Source organism: Actinopolymorpha alba DSM 45243, from assembly GCF_000373925.1.
Lineage (GTDB): Bacteria > Actinomycetota > Actinomycetes > Propionibacteriales > Actinopolymorphaceae > Actinopolymorpha > Actinopolymorpha alba.
The window spans coordinates 17,235-32,625 of the sequence record NZ_KB892754.1; the positions used below are offsets into that span (position 1 = coordinate 17,235).

Annotated in this window: 16 protein-coding genes and 1 riboswitch; of the genes, 12 read left to right on the forward strand and 4 right to left on the reverse strand. The window is 67.7% G+C overall.

Annotated elements, in window-relative coordinates; all coding sequences use genetic code 11:
- Positions 1–55 precede the first annotated feature (55 nt).
- The gene (locus B141_RS0116450; RefSeq protein ID WP_020576269.1) at positions 56–868 is read left to right on the forward strand and encodes an ion transporter; all 813 of its coding nucleotides are present in this window, start codon (positions 56–58) and stop codon (positions 866–868) included.
- Positions 869–904: 36 nt separating this feature from the next.
- Here the strand turns inward: B141_RS0116450 and B141_RS53225 are convergent, their stop codons facing one another.
- Positions 905–1,222 carry a twin-arginine translocase TatA/TatE family subunit gene (locus B141_RS53225; RefSeq protein ID WP_020576270.1) on the reverse strand — a complete coding sequence of 106 codons (318 nt, stop codon included), beginning with the start codon at positions 1,220–1,222 and terminating at the stop codon, positions 905–907.
- A gap of 138 nt (positions 1,223–1,360) precedes the next feature.
- Positions 1,361–2,059, reverse strand: a complete 699-nt coding sequence (locus B141_RS0116460) for a DedA family protein (RefSeq protein ID WP_237742714.1) — start codon at positions 2,057–2,059, stop codon at positions 1,361–1,363.
- Positions 2,060–2,225: 166 nt separating this feature from the next.
- Between B141_RS0116460 and B141_RS0116465 the strand changes: the two genes are divergently transcribed.
- Positions 2,226–2,507 (forward strand): hypothetical protein, encoded by a 282-nt coding sequence (locus B141_RS0116465; protein WP_020576272.1) that lies wholly within the window; start codon positions 2,226–2,228, stop codon positions 2,505–2,507.
- A gap of 90 nt (positions 2,508–2,597) precedes the next feature.
- On the opposite strand, the gene B141_RS0116470 is transcribed toward B141_RS0116465, so the two are convergent.
- Positions 2,598–3,434, reverse strand: coding sequence for a class I SAM-dependent methyltransferase (locus B141_RS0116470; protein ID WP_020576273.1), 837 nt, complete (start codon positions 3,432–3,434; stop codon positions 2,598–2,600).
- A 95-nt stretch (positions 3,435–3,529) separates the two neighbouring features.
- Here B141_RS0116470 and B141_RS0116475 point away from each other — a divergent pair, with 95 nt between their 5' ends.
- The 10 genes from B141_RS0116475 to B141_RS41055 all read left to right on the forward strand — a co-directional run bounded on the left by B141_RS0116475 (position 3,530) and on the right by B141_RS41055 (position 14,404).
- A complete protein-coding gene (locus B141_RS0116475) occupies positions 3,530–4,162 on the forward strand; it encodes a TetR/AcrR family transcriptional regulator (protein WP_020576274.1) in 633 nt (210 codons plus the stop codon).
- Positions 4,163–4,288: 126 nt separating this feature from the next.
- Complete coding sequence (locus B141_RS0116480) at positions 4,289–4,936, forward strand: hypothetical protein (RefSeq protein ID WP_020576275.1); 648 nt, start codon at positions 4,289–4,291, stop codon at positions 4,934–4,936.
- Positions 4,933–5,613, forward strand: a complete 681-nt coding sequence (locus tag B141_RS0116485) for an ABC transporter ATP-binding protein (protein ID WP_020576276.1) — start codon at positions 4,933–4,935, stop codon at positions 5,611–5,613. Before B141_RS0116480 ends, B141_RS0116485 begins: the two co-directional genes overlap by 4 nt.
- Complete coding sequence (locus B141_RS41050; RefSeq protein ID WP_020576277.1) at positions 5,610–6,347, forward strand: ABC transporter ATP-binding protein; 738 nt, start codon at positions 5,610–5,612, stop codon at positions 6,345–6,347. The genes B141_RS0116485 and B141_RS41050 overlap by 4 nt, the downstream gene beginning before the upstream one ends.
- Positions 6,341–9,004 (forward strand): FtsX-like permease family protein, encoded by a 2,664-nt coding sequence (locus B141_RS0116495; protein WP_020576278.1) that lies wholly within the window; start codon positions 6,341–6,343, stop codon positions 9,002–9,004. The genes B141_RS41050 and B141_RS0116495 overlap by 7 nt, the downstream gene beginning before the upstream one ends.
- Positions 9,001–9,732 carry a response regulator transcription factor gene (locus B141_RS0116500; protein ID WP_020576279.1) on the forward strand — a complete coding sequence of 244 codons (732 nt, stop codon included), beginning with the start codon at positions 9,001–9,003 and terminating at the stop codon, positions 9,730–9,732. The genes B141_RS0116495 and B141_RS0116500 overlap by 4 nt, the downstream gene beginning before the upstream one ends.
- Positions 9,733–9,784: 52 nt before the next feature.
- Positions 9,785–11,101, forward strand: a complete 1,317-nt coding sequence (locus B141_RS0116505) for a sensor histidine kinase (protein ID WP_020576280.1) — start codon at positions 9,785–9,787, stop codon at positions 11,099–11,101.
- 542 nt (positions 11,102–11,643) lie between these two features.
- Positions 11,644–13,308: a sensor histidine kinase gene (locus B141_RS0116510; RefSeq protein ID WP_020576281.1), complete on the forward strand. Its 1,665-nt coding sequence runs from the start codon at positions 11,644–11,646 to the stop codon at positions 13,306–13,308.
- Positions 13,309–13,614: 306 nt separating this feature from the next.
- Positions 13,615–13,679: riboswitch (guanidine-III (ykkC-III) riboswitch) on the forward strand.
- Between the two features lie 15 nt (positions 13,680–13,694).
- Complete coding sequence (locus B141_RS0116515) at positions 13,695–14,009, forward strand: DMT family transporter (protein ID WP_026257286.1); 315 nt, start codon at positions 13,695–13,697, stop codon at positions 14,007–14,009.
- Complete coding sequence (locus B141_RS41055; RefSeq protein ID WP_020576283.1) at positions 14,009–14,404, forward strand: DMT family transporter; 396 nt, start codon at positions 14,009–14,011, stop codon at positions 14,402–14,404. Before B141_RS0116515 ends, B141_RS41055 begins: the two co-directional genes overlap by 1 nt.
- Before the next feature lie 9 nt (positions 14,405–14,413).
- Here B141_RS41055 and B141_RS0116525 read toward each other — a convergent pair whose 3' ends face one another.
- Positions 14,414–15,358, reverse strand: a complete 945-nt coding sequence (locus tag B141_RS0116525) for an SRPBCC family protein (protein WP_020576284.1) — start codon at positions 15,356–15,358, stop codon at positions 14,414–14,416.
- Positions 15,359–15,391 lie beyond the last annotated feature (33 nt).

Below are 15,391 nucleotides of genomic sequence, written 5' to 3' on the forward strand. Positions count from 1 at the left end.
GTCTTCAATGACGGTAAGCCAAACTGGACCGGTAGAGACGGGTGGGGATGTGGTTGTGCTTTCGCGGGCGCGAGCTGGCGCGGTCGTGGAGTCGGATCTGTTCCAGCGGACCGTGCTCTGCGTCATCCTGGTCAACGCCGTCGCGCTTGGCCTAGAAACCTCACCTTCGGTGGTGGCCCGTTACGGCACTCTTCTTGACCTCGTCGAAGCCCTCGTGGTGACCGCGTTCAGCTGCGAGGTTCTGCTGCGCCTGTACGCCCGAGGTAGAGCGTTCTTCCGCGACCCGTGGAACTGGTTCGATCTGGTAGTCGTGAGCACCGCGATCATCCCGGCGACCAATGTGTTCTCGGTGCTGCGAATGCTGCGCATCCTCGGCCTGGCCCGGCTGGTGTCGGTCGTGTCGAGTCTTCGCCGGGTGGTGTCAGCAATGCTCGCCGCTATCCCCGGTATCGGATCGACCATCGCGATGCTGGTAGTCGCGCTCTACAGTGGCGCACTGCTGGGCACCCAACTGTTCCGGGATGCCGCTCCTGAATACTTCGGCGACCTTGAACATTCGTTGTTCACCATGTTCGAGATCATGACCGTCGAGAACTGGCCATCGGTGGCTGGTCCGATTATGGAAAAGCATCCCACTGCCTGGCTGTTCTTCGTCGCCTACATCGTTCTTACCGCGTTCATCCTTCTCAACCTGCTGATCGGCGTCATCGTCAGCGCCATGGAAATCGAACTCAACCGCGATCGTTGGCAAGCCGACCAGGAACTCGAACGAATCCAACACGAGGCCGTCATGGCCGAACTCCAGCACCTGCGCGCCGCCGTGACCCGGCTCGAAGAACGCGCCGCACATCAGGACGCGGGGGTGTAACGCCCGCCGCTCATTTACCTGCGGGTTTGGCGCCGTTTATGGCCTGCCCACCTGGGCGTCGGAAGGTGGCGTTGCGTTGGTGTCAGGCCCAATCGACGTCGGTGTGGCCGCCTGGGTCGCAGCGTGCTCCGACGGACGCTCGTCGTCGCGAAGCTCCTTCTTGAAGATCCGCAACGACTGTGCGAGACCTTTGGCCGCACCTGGTAGCCGCTTGGGTCCAAACAGCACGATGAACGCCACGATGACGATCAGCAGGTGCCAGGGCTCCAGCCCGTTCCGTAGCCACATTTGCGGTTTCACCACCAGTTTCGTCGGTTCAGTCTCCGAACGGGCCAGCTTGGGCTCCTCACCCATCGGATGACCTGTGACCGCAGCTCCCGCGACCCGGCCTCACCCGTCGAGCCGCTGCCTCAGTCGAGGGGATGGTAAGCCGTCAACCTTGACGGCTGGCCGCTCATCCCGCGATGCGGACTGATCCGGGTTCGGGGGGCGTCACAACTCCCCGCTATCGGGTACAAATCGCGCCGCGCCTGCGGGGGTCTGCTCGGCCGTCTCGGAGAGCAGTCTTCGGGCGGCTTGGTCGGCGCGGCGTTTGACGTACATGCCGATACCGCAGCCGACGAGGACAGCCACGACCAGGGCGATCCAGGCGAACCTGCCCAACCAGTGCTCGGCGGCCGTGCCGAGGTAGTAGACTAAGGCGGTGGTGCCGCCGGCCCAGCAGATTCCACCGAGCAGGTTCGCGGCGAGGAACCGCGCGTACGGCATCCGGAGAACTCCGGCCAACGGGCCGGCGAAGATCCGCAACAGAGCGGTGAACCTGCCGAAGAACACGGCCCAGACACCCCACCGCTCAAAGACCCGCTCAGCCAGCGCGACGTGGGCGGAACTGAAGTGCTTGGGGAACCTGCGACTCAGCCAGTCCAGCAACCGGCGGCCGGCGCGTCGTCCGATCGTGTATCCGATTGAGTCACCTACGACCGCGCCAATGATGGCCGCGACACCGACCCAGAGCGGACTGACCGCGTCCGTGGTCGACGCCATCACGGCGGCGGTCACCAGGGTGATCTCGCCGGGCAGGGGGATGCCGAGGCTCTCGATCCCGATGACCACGCCAACCACCAGATAGACCGCCAGCGGCGGCACCGCATACAGCAGCTGCCCCAACCACTCCGCCACTCGGCCCCCCACTTCGTACTCGCTCGAATCTCACCGCAGTTTCGCGCCGAGGCTACCGTCGCCAACCTGTGACGGCTGTCGCCGGCTCATCTGTCGTTGCCCTGGCAGAATGTATTTTTGAATGTCCGCACCGGCTGCACGGGGGCTGAGAGCGGTTTAGCGGGTGGAGGTGGCGAGGATGGGCCTGTGGGCGTGGGTCGCTGTCGTCATCGTGATCGCGGTCATCTTCCTGGCGATCTCCGGCGAAGCTGTCGTGGCACTCGTTCTCACAGCCGTGTGGGTGGGGGCCATCTGGCTGCTGGTGACGTACGGCGGCGCGCTGATGACTGCCGTCTGGCCAGCGATCCTCATCGTCCTCGCCTTGGTGATTCTCAGCATTGTCACGCTCGCCGTCCTTGCCAGCGCCCTGGAGGATCGCCGTCTGAAGAAGGACCGAGGTCGGCCTGCCCCGCCTCCGTAGACGTACGTACGTGAGGCTTGCCGCCCTGGACGCCTGCCGGCCGACCTGCGGCCTTCCTTTGCCGGATCCGTAGAGCGCTATGGCATCGAGTTAGGGCTGGCTCGCCTCCACCAGCCAGACGGCACCGGTGATGAGGACTCCGTTTGAGGTCTCATACGGCACGAGTCCCGCCCGGAGTTCCTCTCGCGCCTGTTCGACGACGGCCTGGTCGACGTCTTTCAGGTTGAAGCGGGCCGGTCCCTGGCTGAGGATGAACTCGGCCGCGTCCGCGGCGTCGCGGCCGTAATCCATCAGCGCTTTGACCGGGGTGATGCTTACGTCGGCGTACCCGGCTGCGTCGAGCACCTCGTGGATTCGCTCCGGCTCCACCAACGACCCCATTCCCCGCGCGGCCGGCGAGGGCTCGTGGAGCAGCGGCTTCAGCGCCGCGGTGGCACGGGCGTAGTCACTGTCGGGGGTGCCGCCCTGAGGACCCATGAACACCAGCCTCCCCCCTGACCGCAGCCCGCGTCGGAGGTTGGCGAAGGCGGCTACCAGGTCAGCGAAGAACATCAGCCCACCACGGCTGATCGCGACGTCGAAACCACCATCGGGAAAGGGATGGACCTGGGCGTCTCCCTGCTCGAACTCGATGTTGGCGATGCCCTGCTCCGCCGCGTCGGCGCGGGCGCGCTCCAGCATCGGCTCCGAGATATCGATGCCGACGACATGCCCCTGAGATGCCTGGCGTGCGGCCAGTAGCGTGATCTGGCCCGTGCCGCAGCCGACGTCGAGGACGCGGTCGTCCTCACCGATCGCCGCCGCTTGGAAGAGTTCGTCGTTGAAGGCCGTGACGGTCGCGTTGTAACGAGCGGCGTTCTGTGCCCAGTTGACGCCCTCCCAGCCGTTCCATGCTTCCGCGGCCTGGGTGTTGGCAATGCCCTGCATGGGTTTCCCTCCTACGCCTGTGTCTTGCTGTCGTTCAGACTAGCTCATTACTAGAGTTGAACTCTAGAGTCGAACTCTAGATGTAAGCTACAGCCATGGGTCAGGTCAAGGGCGAAGGCAAGCGTTCTCAGAAGGCCAAGCAGACGCGGACGCGCATGCTGGACGCCGCACGCGAGCTGTTCGTCCAGCGTGGATACGGCGCGACGACCCTCCAGGAGATCGCCGACAAGGCCGGCGTCGCCGTGCAGACGATCTACTTCACGTTCGGCAACAAGCGCGTGCTGTTCAAGGAGTTGGCCGACGTGGCGATCGCGGGCGACCCGGAACCGATCGCGACGATGGATCGGCCGTGGTTCCGTGAGGCCGTCGCCGCCGAGTCTGCCGACGGCCAGTTGCGGCTCCACGTCAAAGGCACGCGAGGGATCCTGGAACGCCTGGCACCGATGATCGAGATGATGCGCGCCGCCACCTCGGCCGACCCGGGAATCGCCGAGCTTTGGGACCAGGACACCGACCCGAGGTTCACTGTCCAGCAGGCGGCCGCGCAGTCCCTGGTGACCAAGCCGGGTATCCGCGACGGAGTGACCGCCGAGCACGCCGCCGACCTGCTGTTCAGCCTGCTCAGTCCGGAGGTCTACCTGCTGTTCGTCCGCGACCGTGGCTGGACGCCTGACCAATGGGAGCGCTGGGTCTACGACACCCTGAACACCCAACTCTGCGCCGAGTGACGACCCGACAGTCGCCGCTGGCGACGCCGCACAGCAGAAGGTGAACTCCGCGTTTACCTTCTGCTGGCAACCCGCTGACCTGGTGGTTCATAGCCTCGGAACAGTTTGTCGCAGCAGGAGGTATTCATGCGTCGACTGTTTGCCGTGGCCCTGGTTACCGGAACTCTCAGTCTGGTCGTCGCCGCCTGCGGGGGCTCGCCCCACGCCGGCGCACCGGTCGCCTCAGCACGTACCCCGAGCAGCGGGTCGACACCGACCAACAGCCCTACCAGCAAGGGAGTTGACCCGAACGCGCCGGAGAGCAATCCGGCCGGCGACATTCCCGATGACACGGTGTTCGTGCCGTTCAAGGCAGGCTCGGCGCGATGGCAGGTGTCGGTTCCTCAGGGCTGGGCCCGCACGAAGGTCGGAGCCGCGGTGGTCTTCACCGACAAGCTGAACTCGGTTCGGGTGGAGGAGAAGCGGGTCGCCACCGCACCCACGGTCAAGTCCGCACAGGCAACCGACATCCCCGCGATCCAGGCATCCGAAAGCACCGTGAAGATCCAGACGGTGGGCGTGACGCGGCGTAATGCCGGTCAGGCGGTCCGAATCACCTACACCGCCAACAGCGACCCGGATCCGGTGACCGGGAAGGTCGTCAAGGATGCCGTCGAGCGGTACGCGTTCTTCCACCGGGGCACCGAGGTGATCCTCACCCTCTCCGGCCCGGACGGAGCCGACAACGTCGATCCCTGGCGTACGGTCAGCGACTCGCTGCGGTGGCTGCCATGACAGCGGGCACCACCCTCGAAGCGCGCGAGCTCTACCGGTTCTACCGCGCTGGTGACGAGGAGACGCACGCGTTGCGGGGTACGTCCGTTGCCGTCGATGCCGGTGAAGTGGTTGTCGTCACCGGTCCGTCCGGGGCAGGCAAGTCGACCTTGCTCGCCTGTCTCGGTGGACTTGACGAGCCCGACGCCGGCACTGTTTTCCTGAACGGCGTACGACTCAGCCATCGCCCCGAGCAGGAGCGAGCCGCCGCGCGGGCCAGAGGCATCGGCGTGCTGTTCCAGTCCGGCAACCTGCTCCCACATCTGACCGTGACCGGCAACGTCCAACTGGTTCAACGGCTGGTCCGGGGTGGAGCGCGTCAGCGACCGGCGGACGTGCTGCACGCCGTTGGCCTGGAAACGCGGGGGCACGCGCGGCCGGGTGAGCTGTCGGGAGGCGAGAGTGCCAGGGCAGGCCTGGCGGTCGCGCTGGCCAACGGGCCGCGCGTCATCCTGGCCGACGAGCCCACCGGAGAGCTTGACGCCACGACCGAGGCGGGAGTCCTGGAGCTTCTACGGGCGGAGGCCGACCGTGGCTGCGCGATCGTCATCGCGTCACACAGCCCCGCGGTGGCGGCCGCGGGCGATCGCGTCATCCGGCTGGAGCTTGGACGGATCGTGGGGGAGGCGCGGCCATGACCGCAACGGATGGTGGGCGGGACCTCGTACGGTGCGTCGAGGTTGCCCGCACCTACGGGCGGGGCGCGGCTGCCGTGGTGGCGATCCACGCGATGTCCTGCGTCGTACCCCCGGCGGCCCGCGTCGCGGTGACCGGGCCGTCGGGATCGGGCAAGTCGACCTTGCTGCACCTGCTCGCCGGACTGGACCGGCCGAGCGCGGGGACTATCGAATGGCCGGGGCTTGGCGGTGATCCGGTCGACCGGCCGGGCACGGTTGGGTTTGTTTTCCAGGGGCCAAGCCTGCTACCACCGCTGGACGTCTCCGAGAACGTCGAACTGCCACTCCTGCTCGCCGGGTTCGCGGCGTCGGAGGCGCGCGAGCGCTCGTCGCAGGCCCTGGCCATGGTCGATGCGGTCGAGCTCGCCGGCCGGCTTCCAGAGGAGCTTTCGGGCGGGCAGGCCCAGAGGGTGGCGGTGGCTCGGGTACTTGCCTGCCGGCCCCGGCTGATCCTGGCGGACGAACCCACCGGTCAGCTTGATGCCGGGCATCGGGACCAGGTGGTGCGGGCATTGATCGAGTCCGCGGCTCACCTGGGCGCGAGCCTGGTGGTGGCCACCCACGACGTTGCCGTGGCGAACCAGCTGTCAACGCAGTGGCAGATGCGCGACGGCCGGCTGACCTGCGCAGAGGAGCCCGCGCGGGTACCCCACCAGGCTTTCTACCCGGTTTCGGATCCGGGGGAGTCATGCTGACACTGACCTGGATCCGCGGACTGACGGGTATGCGAGCCGGCCGGCTCGCGGGCGCGACGGTCGGGATCGCGATCGCGGTCGCGCTGCTGGCTGCCCTGGGCAGTTTCCTTGGTTCGTCCAGGGCCACCATGACCACCCGGTCGGTGCAGCAGGTCGCGGTGGACTGGCAGGTGGAGGTGCAACCTGGAACCCCGGCCGCCTCCGTGATGAGGGCCGTAAACGCCGACCCGCGGGTGTCGCGGGCCATGCCGGTCGGGTACGCCACCACCACAGGCCTCCAGGCCACCGCCGGCGGCACGACGCTGACCACCGGAGCGGGGAAGGTACTCGGCCTGCCGGCGTCGTACGCGACGACGTTCCCGGGCGAGATCCGCTTCCTCACCGGCTCCCGTGACGGCGTACTTCTCGCCCAGCAGACCGCCGCCAACCTGCACGCCGCGCCCGGCGACCGGATCAGTCTCGGACGTGCCGGCCTGCCGCCGGTGACCGTGCGGGTCGACGGGATCGTGGATCTGCCGCAGGCGGACTCGCTGTTCCAGACGGTCGGCGCTCCGGTGGGCGCCCAGCCGACCGCGCCACCGGACAACGTCGTCCTCATGCCGCAGGACCGCTGGCACCAGGTCTTCGACCCAGTGGCGAAGGCGCGTCCCGACCAGGTGCGGGCGCAGGTGCATGCCCGCACCCGGCACAACCTCCCACCCGATCCGGCCGCGGCGTACGCCGTGGTGACCGGGGCCGCGCACAATCTCGAGGCTCGCCTGGCCGGCGGAGGCCTGGTCGGCGACAACCTGGCGGCGACCCTGGACTCGGCCCGCCAGGACGCGTCGTACGCGCAACTGCTGTTCCTCTTCCTGGGCGTGCCGGGCGCCGTCCTGGCTGGCCTGCTCACCGGCATCGTCACCGCGAGCGGGGCAGACCGCCGGCGCGCCGAACAGGCGCTCCTACGGGCACGTGGCGCCAACTCCAGTCAGCTGCTCCGGCTGGCGGTGGCCGAGGCTGTCCTGGTGGGGGTCGTCGGATCGGCGGCCGGGCTGGGGATTGCCGCTCTGGTGGGCAGGCTGGCGTTCGGAAGTGCGGCGTTCGGCTCGACCGCGGGCGCGTCAACGGTCTGGGCCGCGGTCAGTGTCGCCATCGGGCTCCTGGTCGCGATCGCGACCGTGGCCTGGCCGGCCCGCCGTGACCTGCGCGCCAGCACGGTGATGGCGGCGCGGCAGCCGGTGGCTCTTCGTCGGCGCCCCCGGTGGATGCGGTACGGGCTCGACATCTGGCTGCTGGTCGCGTTCGGCCTGGCGTTCTGGGCCACCAGCAGCAACGGTTACCAGCTCGTGCTCGCACCCGAGGGTGTGCCCACGATCTCGGTGAGCTACTGGGCGTTCGCGGCGCCGGCGCTGCTGTGGGCTGGTGCCGGACTGCTGGCCTGGCGGCTGGTCGACCTCCTGCTGCGGGAAGGTCGGCCGGTCCTGTCCGTGGCGTTGCGCCCGTTGGCGGGTCCGCTGTCGGGCACCGTCGCGGCCACGATGTCCCGGCAACGCCGGTTGCTCGCGCGTACCGTCGTTCTCGTCATGCTGGCCGTCGCCTTCGCTGCCTCCACGGCGACGTTCGACGCGACGTTCCGCCAGCAAGCTGAGGTTGACGCGCAGCTCACCAATGGCGCCGACGTCACCGTGACGGCCCCGCCAACAGCGACGACCTCGCCCGCGCGCGCCAGCACGCTCGCCGCGATTCCCGGGGTGGCAAAGGTAGGCGCACTGCAACACCGCTACGCCTACATCGGTCCGGATCTGCAGGATCTGTACGGCATCGACCCGCACACGCTCGGACGTCAGGTACGCCTGCAGGACGCGTACTTCGCCGGTGGCACGGCCAAGGATCTGCTCGGCCGGCTGGCCCGCCAACCCGACGCGATCCTGGTGAGTGCGGAGACAGTGCACGACTACCAGCTCCACCCCGGCGACCTGATCCGCCTCCGGCTGGTGGAAGCGCGTACCCACAGACAGCTGGTGGTGCCGTTCCACTACGTGGGCGTCGTCAAGGAGTTTCCGACCGCGCCCAAGGACAGCTTCTTCGTCACCAACGCCAGCTATGTCGCCCGCCGTACCGGGAACCCGGTCGTCGGTGAGTTCCTCCTGACGACGGACGGCACACCGCCCACGACGGTGGCGCAGCGGGTGCGCTCCACCCTGGGCCCGAACGCGCAGGTCTCCGACATCCAGACCACCCGGGCTGTGGTCGGCTCGAGCCTTACCGCCGTGGATCTGTCCGGGCTCACCAAGGTCGAACTCTCCTTCGCGATCGTCCTGGCCGCGTCGGCGACCGGGTTGCTGCTCCTGCTGGGATTCGCCGAGCGCCGGCGTACCTTCGCGCTCCTGCGGGCGATCGGTGCCCGGCCCAACCAGTTGGCCGCGCTCGTCCGCTCGGAAGTCAGTCTGGTCGCGGTCCTCGGGGCTGTCCTGGGCGCCGCGGCGGGATGGGGACTGGCCGCAGTTCTGGTGGCGGAGCTGGCCGGCGTCTTCGACCCGCCGCCGGACTCTCTCGCGGTTCCCTGGCGCTATCTGGCGGTGGTCGCCTTCATCGGTTTGATCTGCACGATCGCGGCCGGAGTACGCGCGGTGTCGACCGCACGGCGGCCCGCTCTCGAGGTGCTCAGGGACCTGTGACGGATACACTCGGCGCCGTGGCCCGGCTGCTCGTCGTGGAGGACGACGACACCATCGGCGGCCTCCTCGACCGCGGGCTGCGGTCGCACGGACATGAGGTCGTCTGGTGTCGTTCGGGCCGGGCGGCTCTCCACGAGGCGACCATTGCGGACTTCGACCTCATCCTGCTCGATCTGGGCCTGCCCGATCTCGACGGTTTCGAGGTGTGCCGGCGAGTTCGGGCGGCCGCTCCGGGATGCGTGCTGGTGATCCTCACCGCACGCGACGAGGAGATGGACGTGGTCGTGGGCCTGGAGGCAGGCGCGGACGACTACCTCACCAAACCCTTCCGGTACACCGAGCTGTTGGCCCGCATCCGCGCGCACCTCAGACGCGGGGCAGGGGCGGCACCCACGCCGGAGGCGTACATCGTCGGCGACCTCACCGTCGACACAGCGGCCCGTCGTTGCTCCCTCCGTGGCCATGACGTCGCACTCCGGAGCAAGGAGTTCGATCTGCTGGCCCGTCTGGCGGCCGAGCCGAACCTCGCCATCACCCGCGAAACCCTCATGGCGGACGTCTGGGACGAGAACTGGCATGGCTCCACGAAAACCCTCGATGTGCACGTCGCCGCACTGCGCCGCAAGCTCGCGGCGGCGTCCGAGAACGTTGACGCCGACATCGTCAGCGTCCCGTCGATAGCCACTCTGCGCGGATACGGCTACCGGCTCGAGTCCGCGCCGAGCTGACACCAGACACCGTGAGCGGCCGACAAGGGGTTGCGACCGTGAAGGAGTGAACATGCGCAAGCGGATCGTGACGCTGGTCGTGCTGGCCGCCGTACTCGCCATCAGCTTGTTCGGAATCCCCCTCGCCGTGGGTGTCGCGCACTCCTTTGTGACCGACGAGAGCACCGAGCTTGAACGCCTTGCCGACACCGCGGCTGACCTCGTGCAACAGACCCATGTCGTCGGGCGGCTCACGGGGCCCGAGAGCGGCACCGACCTCGCGTTGTACGACCGCGCCGGCCGGCTGGTGGCGGGCAACGGTCCGGCCCAGGCCGACATCCTCACGCGGAGAACTCTTCGCGACAACATCGTGCACCGGGACACGGTCCGGGGCATGCTGACCGTCACCGTTCCGGTCGGGGGATCCGGTCCAGCCACCGGCGTCATGCGGGCAAGCGCCCCCAGATCGGCTCTCTATCCCCAGATCGGCGCGACCTGGCTGATGATGGTGGGCCTCGGCTTACTCGCGGTCTCCCTGACCGGCCTGGTCGCACACGCGCAGGTTCGACGCCTGACGGCGCCTCTGGACGCGCTCACGGCGGCCGCGGGCCGACTCGGTGAAGGCGACTTCAGTGTTCGCGCGGCCCCGAGCGGGCTCGGCGAGATCGATGCCGCCGGTGAGGCACTCAACCGCACCGCTGCCCGGCTTGGTTCCCTGGTGGAGCGGGAGCGTGCCTTCACCGCCGACGCGTCCCACCAGCTGCGCACGCCGCTGACCGGCCTTCGGTTCGGCCTCGAGGCTGCCCTCGAGGGACCGCCGGAGCAGTACCGCGACGCGATGATCGCCGCGATCGCCGACGCCGATCGTCTCGAACGCATCACCAAGGATCTGCTGGTCCTGGCAAGGGACGCGCCCCAGGGATCGGCGCGGCTCGACGTCGCTGTGGTGTTGGAGGACCTCCGGCGGGATTGGCATGGCCAACTCGCCGCCGCTGGCCGCCCGCTCCGTATTGCCATCGACCGCGACCTGCCAGCGTCGACCGCATCGGTGGCCGCCGTGCGCCAGGTGCTTGCCGTGCTCGTCGAGAACGCCGTCCAGCATGGCTCCGGTGTCGTCTCACTCCGGGCACGCGACTCGGCCGGCGCACTCGCCATCGACGTACGCAACGAGGGATGCGCCATCACGATAGATGAGGGCGAGTTGTTCAGCCGACGCTCCGCGGGCGCCCACGGACACGGCATCGGACTCGCGCTCGCCCGAAGTCTCGCTGAGGCCGAGGGTGGGCGCCTTCACCTCACCGCCGCGGATCCACCGACCTTCACGCTCTTGCTACCCGTCGTACTCTCCGAACCGCCTTCCGCGCCGTCCGGCGATGAGTCCCAGCAGTGACGAGGCTCAACGATGGGTGGCCGTGCTGGTGGGGCTGTGGGTCATGGTGCTTGTCGGGCTGTGGGTCGTCGTGCTCGTTGGACTGTGAGTCGCTGTGCCTGTCGGGCTGTGCGTCATGGTGCTTGTCGGACTGTGAGTTGGGCTGGGTGACTTCGGGCATCCGGCCAGAACCGCGGCAAGCGCCAGCGACAACGCAACGACTGGCAAGCCTCCGCGCATGCTCGCGATCATTCTGTCTGGCAACGACCTCATAGTGCCTCTCCACCTGTCAACGACAGTTACTAAGGGCCCGTTGTGGATCGAACGGTGCCAATGCACTCAGATTCCCCGTCCTGACCGAGGAGCACGCCCGTCAAGCGAAGCAAATGTCCGCGATTCGCCGACGTCGGGAAGCTGGCAACGACGCTGATCAGCTGGCAGCCAAGGCTGTCTCGCCTCGGCTCGCTATTGTTAGGGCGCCCGCCAGTTGTCGATCAACGGACCTTGGCTGAGATCGATAGTCTCTGCCATTTCGGAAGTCCGCTGGAATTTGGAAGTACCACGTGAAGCGGAAAGAATATCTCGATCTTCGCGGTTTCGAGACCAGAAGGTATTCAGTTCTTGATGCAATCCTGGCGGTCGATACCGACCTCGACCTCAATGAGATTCTTGCCCGTGTCGCGCAGGTCGCTCGCCTGTTACTGAATGCCCGTTACGCCGTTCTCGCGGTGACCACCACGGATGACCTGGCCGCGGCGACCGTACCGTCCGGTCTTTCCACGCCGGAGGCCCGTCAACTCGGCGACTCGCGCGATCTCCTGACGAGCCTGGCCCGCCTCTTCCCCTCCACCGCGCCCTCCCGGTGGTGCGAGATCCATCCCCCTCCGGCCGGCCCGCACCTATCGCCCGGCATCCCGCCGACCACGAGCATGGTGGGTGCTCGGATCGCCATCGGAGGCGACGATCTCGGATTCCTGTGGGCTGGCGACAAGGTGAACGCACCGGAGTTCACGCCGGAGGACGATCTTCGCCTGGCGACGATCGCGATCGTCGCTCGTACCGCGATCGGCAACGCTCGACTTCGCGAGCGGGAGCGGCGCCGGCAGCAGTGGCTCGAGGCCGCTGCCGACCTCAACCGCCTGCTGTTCGAGGCAGCCAACCCTGGTGAGGCATTGCGGTGGGTCGACGAGCGGATCCGCACGATCTCCGGTGCGTCCTGGTGCGGGATCTTCCTCCTGGACCCGAGTGAACCAAGCACGATCATGATCGAGTCGATCCAGGGTCCTGGCATCGACTACCAGGCCAGCGTGCGTTCACCCCTCGGCGGTCTTCGGGAGGCCGCTCTCAAGTCCGGCCGGTGCATCGTGAGCACGGACCTCATCAGCGACCCCCGCTACAGCCCCTCCGCCGACTGGCCGGATGCGCTCGACGCTGTGGGGCCAGCCGTGATCGTGCCGCTGCTGGCGCCCGGAGAGGCCGTCGGCACTCTCGTACTCGCCTGGCCGGAGGGACCAGCTCAGGTCCGCACGGCGGTCGCGGAAGCTCCGATGCTCGAGTTCTTCGCCAGCCGGGCGGCGCTTGCCTTCCAGCAGGTCAGTCACGAACGCCGACGCTCGCGGCTGCGAGTGCTCGCCGACCGCGATCGGATCGCCCAGGATCTCAACGACACGGTGATTCAACGGCTGTTCGCGGTGGGGACCCTTCTGGAGAGCGCCAGGGGGCTGACCCGTCAGCCGGAGGTGCGTGACCGCGTCGGCAGAGCGGTCACCGAGCTCGACAAGACCACGCAGCACGCCCGAGCGGCGGTCTTCCAGCTGCGTACGCCCGATCCCGCCGACGTGTCGTCGGTCCGGAGCCAACTCTTCGCTGAGATCGATGCCGCCCGCGAGTTGCTGGGCTCGACTCCGCGACTCGTCCTCCACGGCCGGGTCGACACCGTGTCGACGCATATGCGCAGCGAGATCATGGCCACCGTGCACACGGCGCTGCTCATGGCGGCGCGGCAGGATCCCGTCAGCGACGTCGAGGTAAGACTCGAAGTGGACGACACGACGGTTCGGCTGACCGTTGCCTATGCCGGTGCACCGCCGTCCGGAGTCCGATCGCGTTCCGAGCCAGGGCTCGCCGACCTCGTTGCCCAAGCCGAGCGGCTGGGTGGCTCCTGCACAGTCCATACGGACGATGCGGGGATGACCACGCTTGACTGGTGCGTACGCAAGGGCGCTTGACCGGCTCCTAGGCGACGAAGGATCGACACCCATCCATGCGGAGAAGGCTCAGACAAGTCGCGGACGCAGGGCCATGATCGTGAAGGATTTTCGTCGCTATATGACCAAAATCCTTCACGATCCTTGAAGGGGCAGCCTCAGGTCTCACGTACCGGACGGCTTGCGATGTGTCATGGGGATATGCCCCGCCTCGTACCGCAGAAGGTGTACACAATGTGAGACGCGACCTGCGGCACGCCCGACTTGGCGCCCCCGGTGGCCGGCCGGCGGCGGTTTGCCTGAATGCCGCGCGGTTGCTATACCTGTGGCAAGCCCCGACAAGGCCAGCGGACGAGGGAGCAGTACCCGCACAGCGACAAGACTGACTCATGGAGGGTGAGTCTGTCGTGGCCTGGGTCATTCTGATTCTGTCCGGGGTGTTCGAAGCTGTCTGGGCGACCGCGCTCGCCGAATCCCGGGGACTAAAGCGTCCTGTTCCGACGGTGGTGTTTCTCGTCGCGCTTGTCGTGAGCATGACGGGCCTCGCCGTTGCCATGAACGCCGTACCGACCGGAACCGCCTACGCCGTGTGGGTTGGTGTGGGCGCGCTCCTGACCGTCGCCGGGGCAATCATTCGCGGAAAGGAAAGGGCCTCCACCGCGAAGCTACTCCTACTGGCCGGCCTGATCGCGTGCGTAGCTGGCCTGAAGGCGGTGAGCTGATGTCGTGGGCGATTCTCATTCTCAGCGCGATTTTCGAGGCCGTGTGGGCGACCGCGTTGGGGAGGTCCGACGGATTCACGATGGTCGGGCCCACAGTCGTGTTCGGCGTGGGGATGGTCATCAGCATGGTCGGACTCGCCATCGCCATGACGAGGATTCCGATCAGCGTCGCCTACGCGGTATGGGTCGGGTTGGGAGCGGCCCTCACGGTCGCCTTCGCGATGGCTAGCGGGGACGAGCCGGCGTCCGTGGCCAAGGTGATCTTCCTCGCCGGCATTATCGCCTGCGTGATCGGCCTGAAGTTCGTCAGGACCAAGCCGGGCAGGAATGCCGACTCTGTGAACGGCACACAGGAGGAGCCCGCCCGATCCGATGCCACCGTTCGCGAGGGTTAGTGGCCGAGGTCAGCCCACGATCTGGAGGTAATGCTTGGTCAGCTCCTCGGTACGTCCTTCCGGCCAACAGCGGCCCGCGCCTTTGAGCCAGTCGGCAAGGATCTCGACGTGGGTGTGCCAGGCCGCGAGAGCGGTCGCTCGCTGGTCGGCAAGCATGGATGGCAGGGTCTGGGTGAGGACCAGGCGCGCGCCGCCGGCACCGGGGGAGAGTTGCCAACGCACCCGGCCAGCCTCGACACCCTCGTGGAGCCAGGCGTACTCCAGGAACTCGGGGCCCTTCACAACGGTCACGGATCCGGCGGGCACGTAGCCGTTCGTAAGACGCAGCGGCGGCTGCCCACCGACAGCGACGTCGCTGTCGGTGGGCTTCGGCGCCTCCGACTCCGCATGCTCCAAGAGGAACGCCCATACCGCGTCGACGGGGCGAATGAGTTGACGTTCGAAGCGGATCTCGTAGCCGTCCGCGGTCTCCTGGATGGTTCCCTCGGCGAGGCCGAAGCGTTCGATGTACTCCTCATGGCGCTCGCCAAGCCCGTCTGGCCACGTGTAAGGCTGCCCGTCCAGCATCGCTTCGAGCCCGCTCAGGCAGCCGTCCCAGCCGGAGGCGAGGCTGGCCGCGCTGTAGCGATCGTCGAACGTGTAGGTGAAGGTGAGGAGGCAGGTGCCGGCGTCGGGCTGGAGCTCGAACCGCAGAGTGTCCGTCTCCCACGTGAAGGCGAGGAGGCGCGGCGGGTCGGTTTCGAGGACCGTGCCCGTGCCCGGCGCTCCCTCCTTCTTCCCGAACTCGAACCAGATCGTGCCGGCTTCGAAGTCCATCTTCACGCCACTGGGGAACCACTGCGCGAGCTCGGCCGAGTCGGTGATGGCGCGCCAGATCTTCTCGGCGGGATGTGCCAGGCGGCGTTCGAACCGGAGGACGCAGCGGCCGTCCACGGTGTGCAGGGTTGCGTTCATAGTCGGCCCTTCGTTGGCGCTGGTGGTGGAGGT

Bases quoted from the DNA above. Each gene is read 5' to 3' on its own strand.
- B141_RS41055 (WP_020576283.1), top strand. From the start codon at position 14,009: ATGTCGTGGGCGATTCTCATTCTCAGCGCGATTTTCGAGGCCGTGTGG.
- B141_RS0116470 (WP_020576273.1), bottom strand. From the start codon at position 3,434: ATGCAGGGCATTGCCAACACCCAGGCCGCGGAAGCATGGAACGGCTGG.
- B141_RS0116485 (WP_020576276.1), top strand. From the start codon at position 4,933: ATGACAGCGGGCACCACCCTCGAAGCGCGCGAGCTCTACCGGTTCTAC.
- B141_RS0116495 (WP_020576278.1), top strand. From the start codon at position 6,341: ATGCTGACACTGACCTGGATCCGCGGACTGACGGGTATGCGAGCCGGC.
- B141_RS41050 (WP_020576277.1), top strand. From the start codon at position 5,610: ATGACCGCAACGGATGGTGGGCGGGACCTCGTACGGTGCGTCGAGGTT.
- B141_RS0116505 (WP_020576280.1), top strand. From the start codon at position 9,785: ATGCGCAAGCGGATCGTGACGCTGGTCGTGCTGGCCGCCGTACTCGCC.
- B141_RS0116475 (WP_020576274.1), top strand. From the start codon at position 3,530: ATGGGTCAGGTCAAGGGCGAAGGCAAGCGTTCTCAGAAGGCCAAGCAG.
- B141_RS0116525 (WP_020576284.1), bottom strand. From the start codon at position 15,358: ATGAACGCAACCCTGCACACCGTGGACGGCCGCTGCGTCCTCCGGTTC.
- B141_RS53225 (WP_020576270.1), bottom strand. From the start codon at position 1,222: ATGGGTGAGGAGCCCAAGCTGGCCCGTTCGGAGACTGAACCGACGAAA.
- B141_RS0116480 (WP_020576275.1), top strand. From the start codon at position 4,289: ATGCGTCGACTGTTTGCCGTGGCCCTGGTTACCGGAACTCTCAGTCTG.
- B141_RS0116465 (WP_020576272.1), top strand. From the start codon at position 2,226: ATGGGCCTGTGGGCGTGGGTCGCTGTCGTCATCGTGATCGCGGTCATC.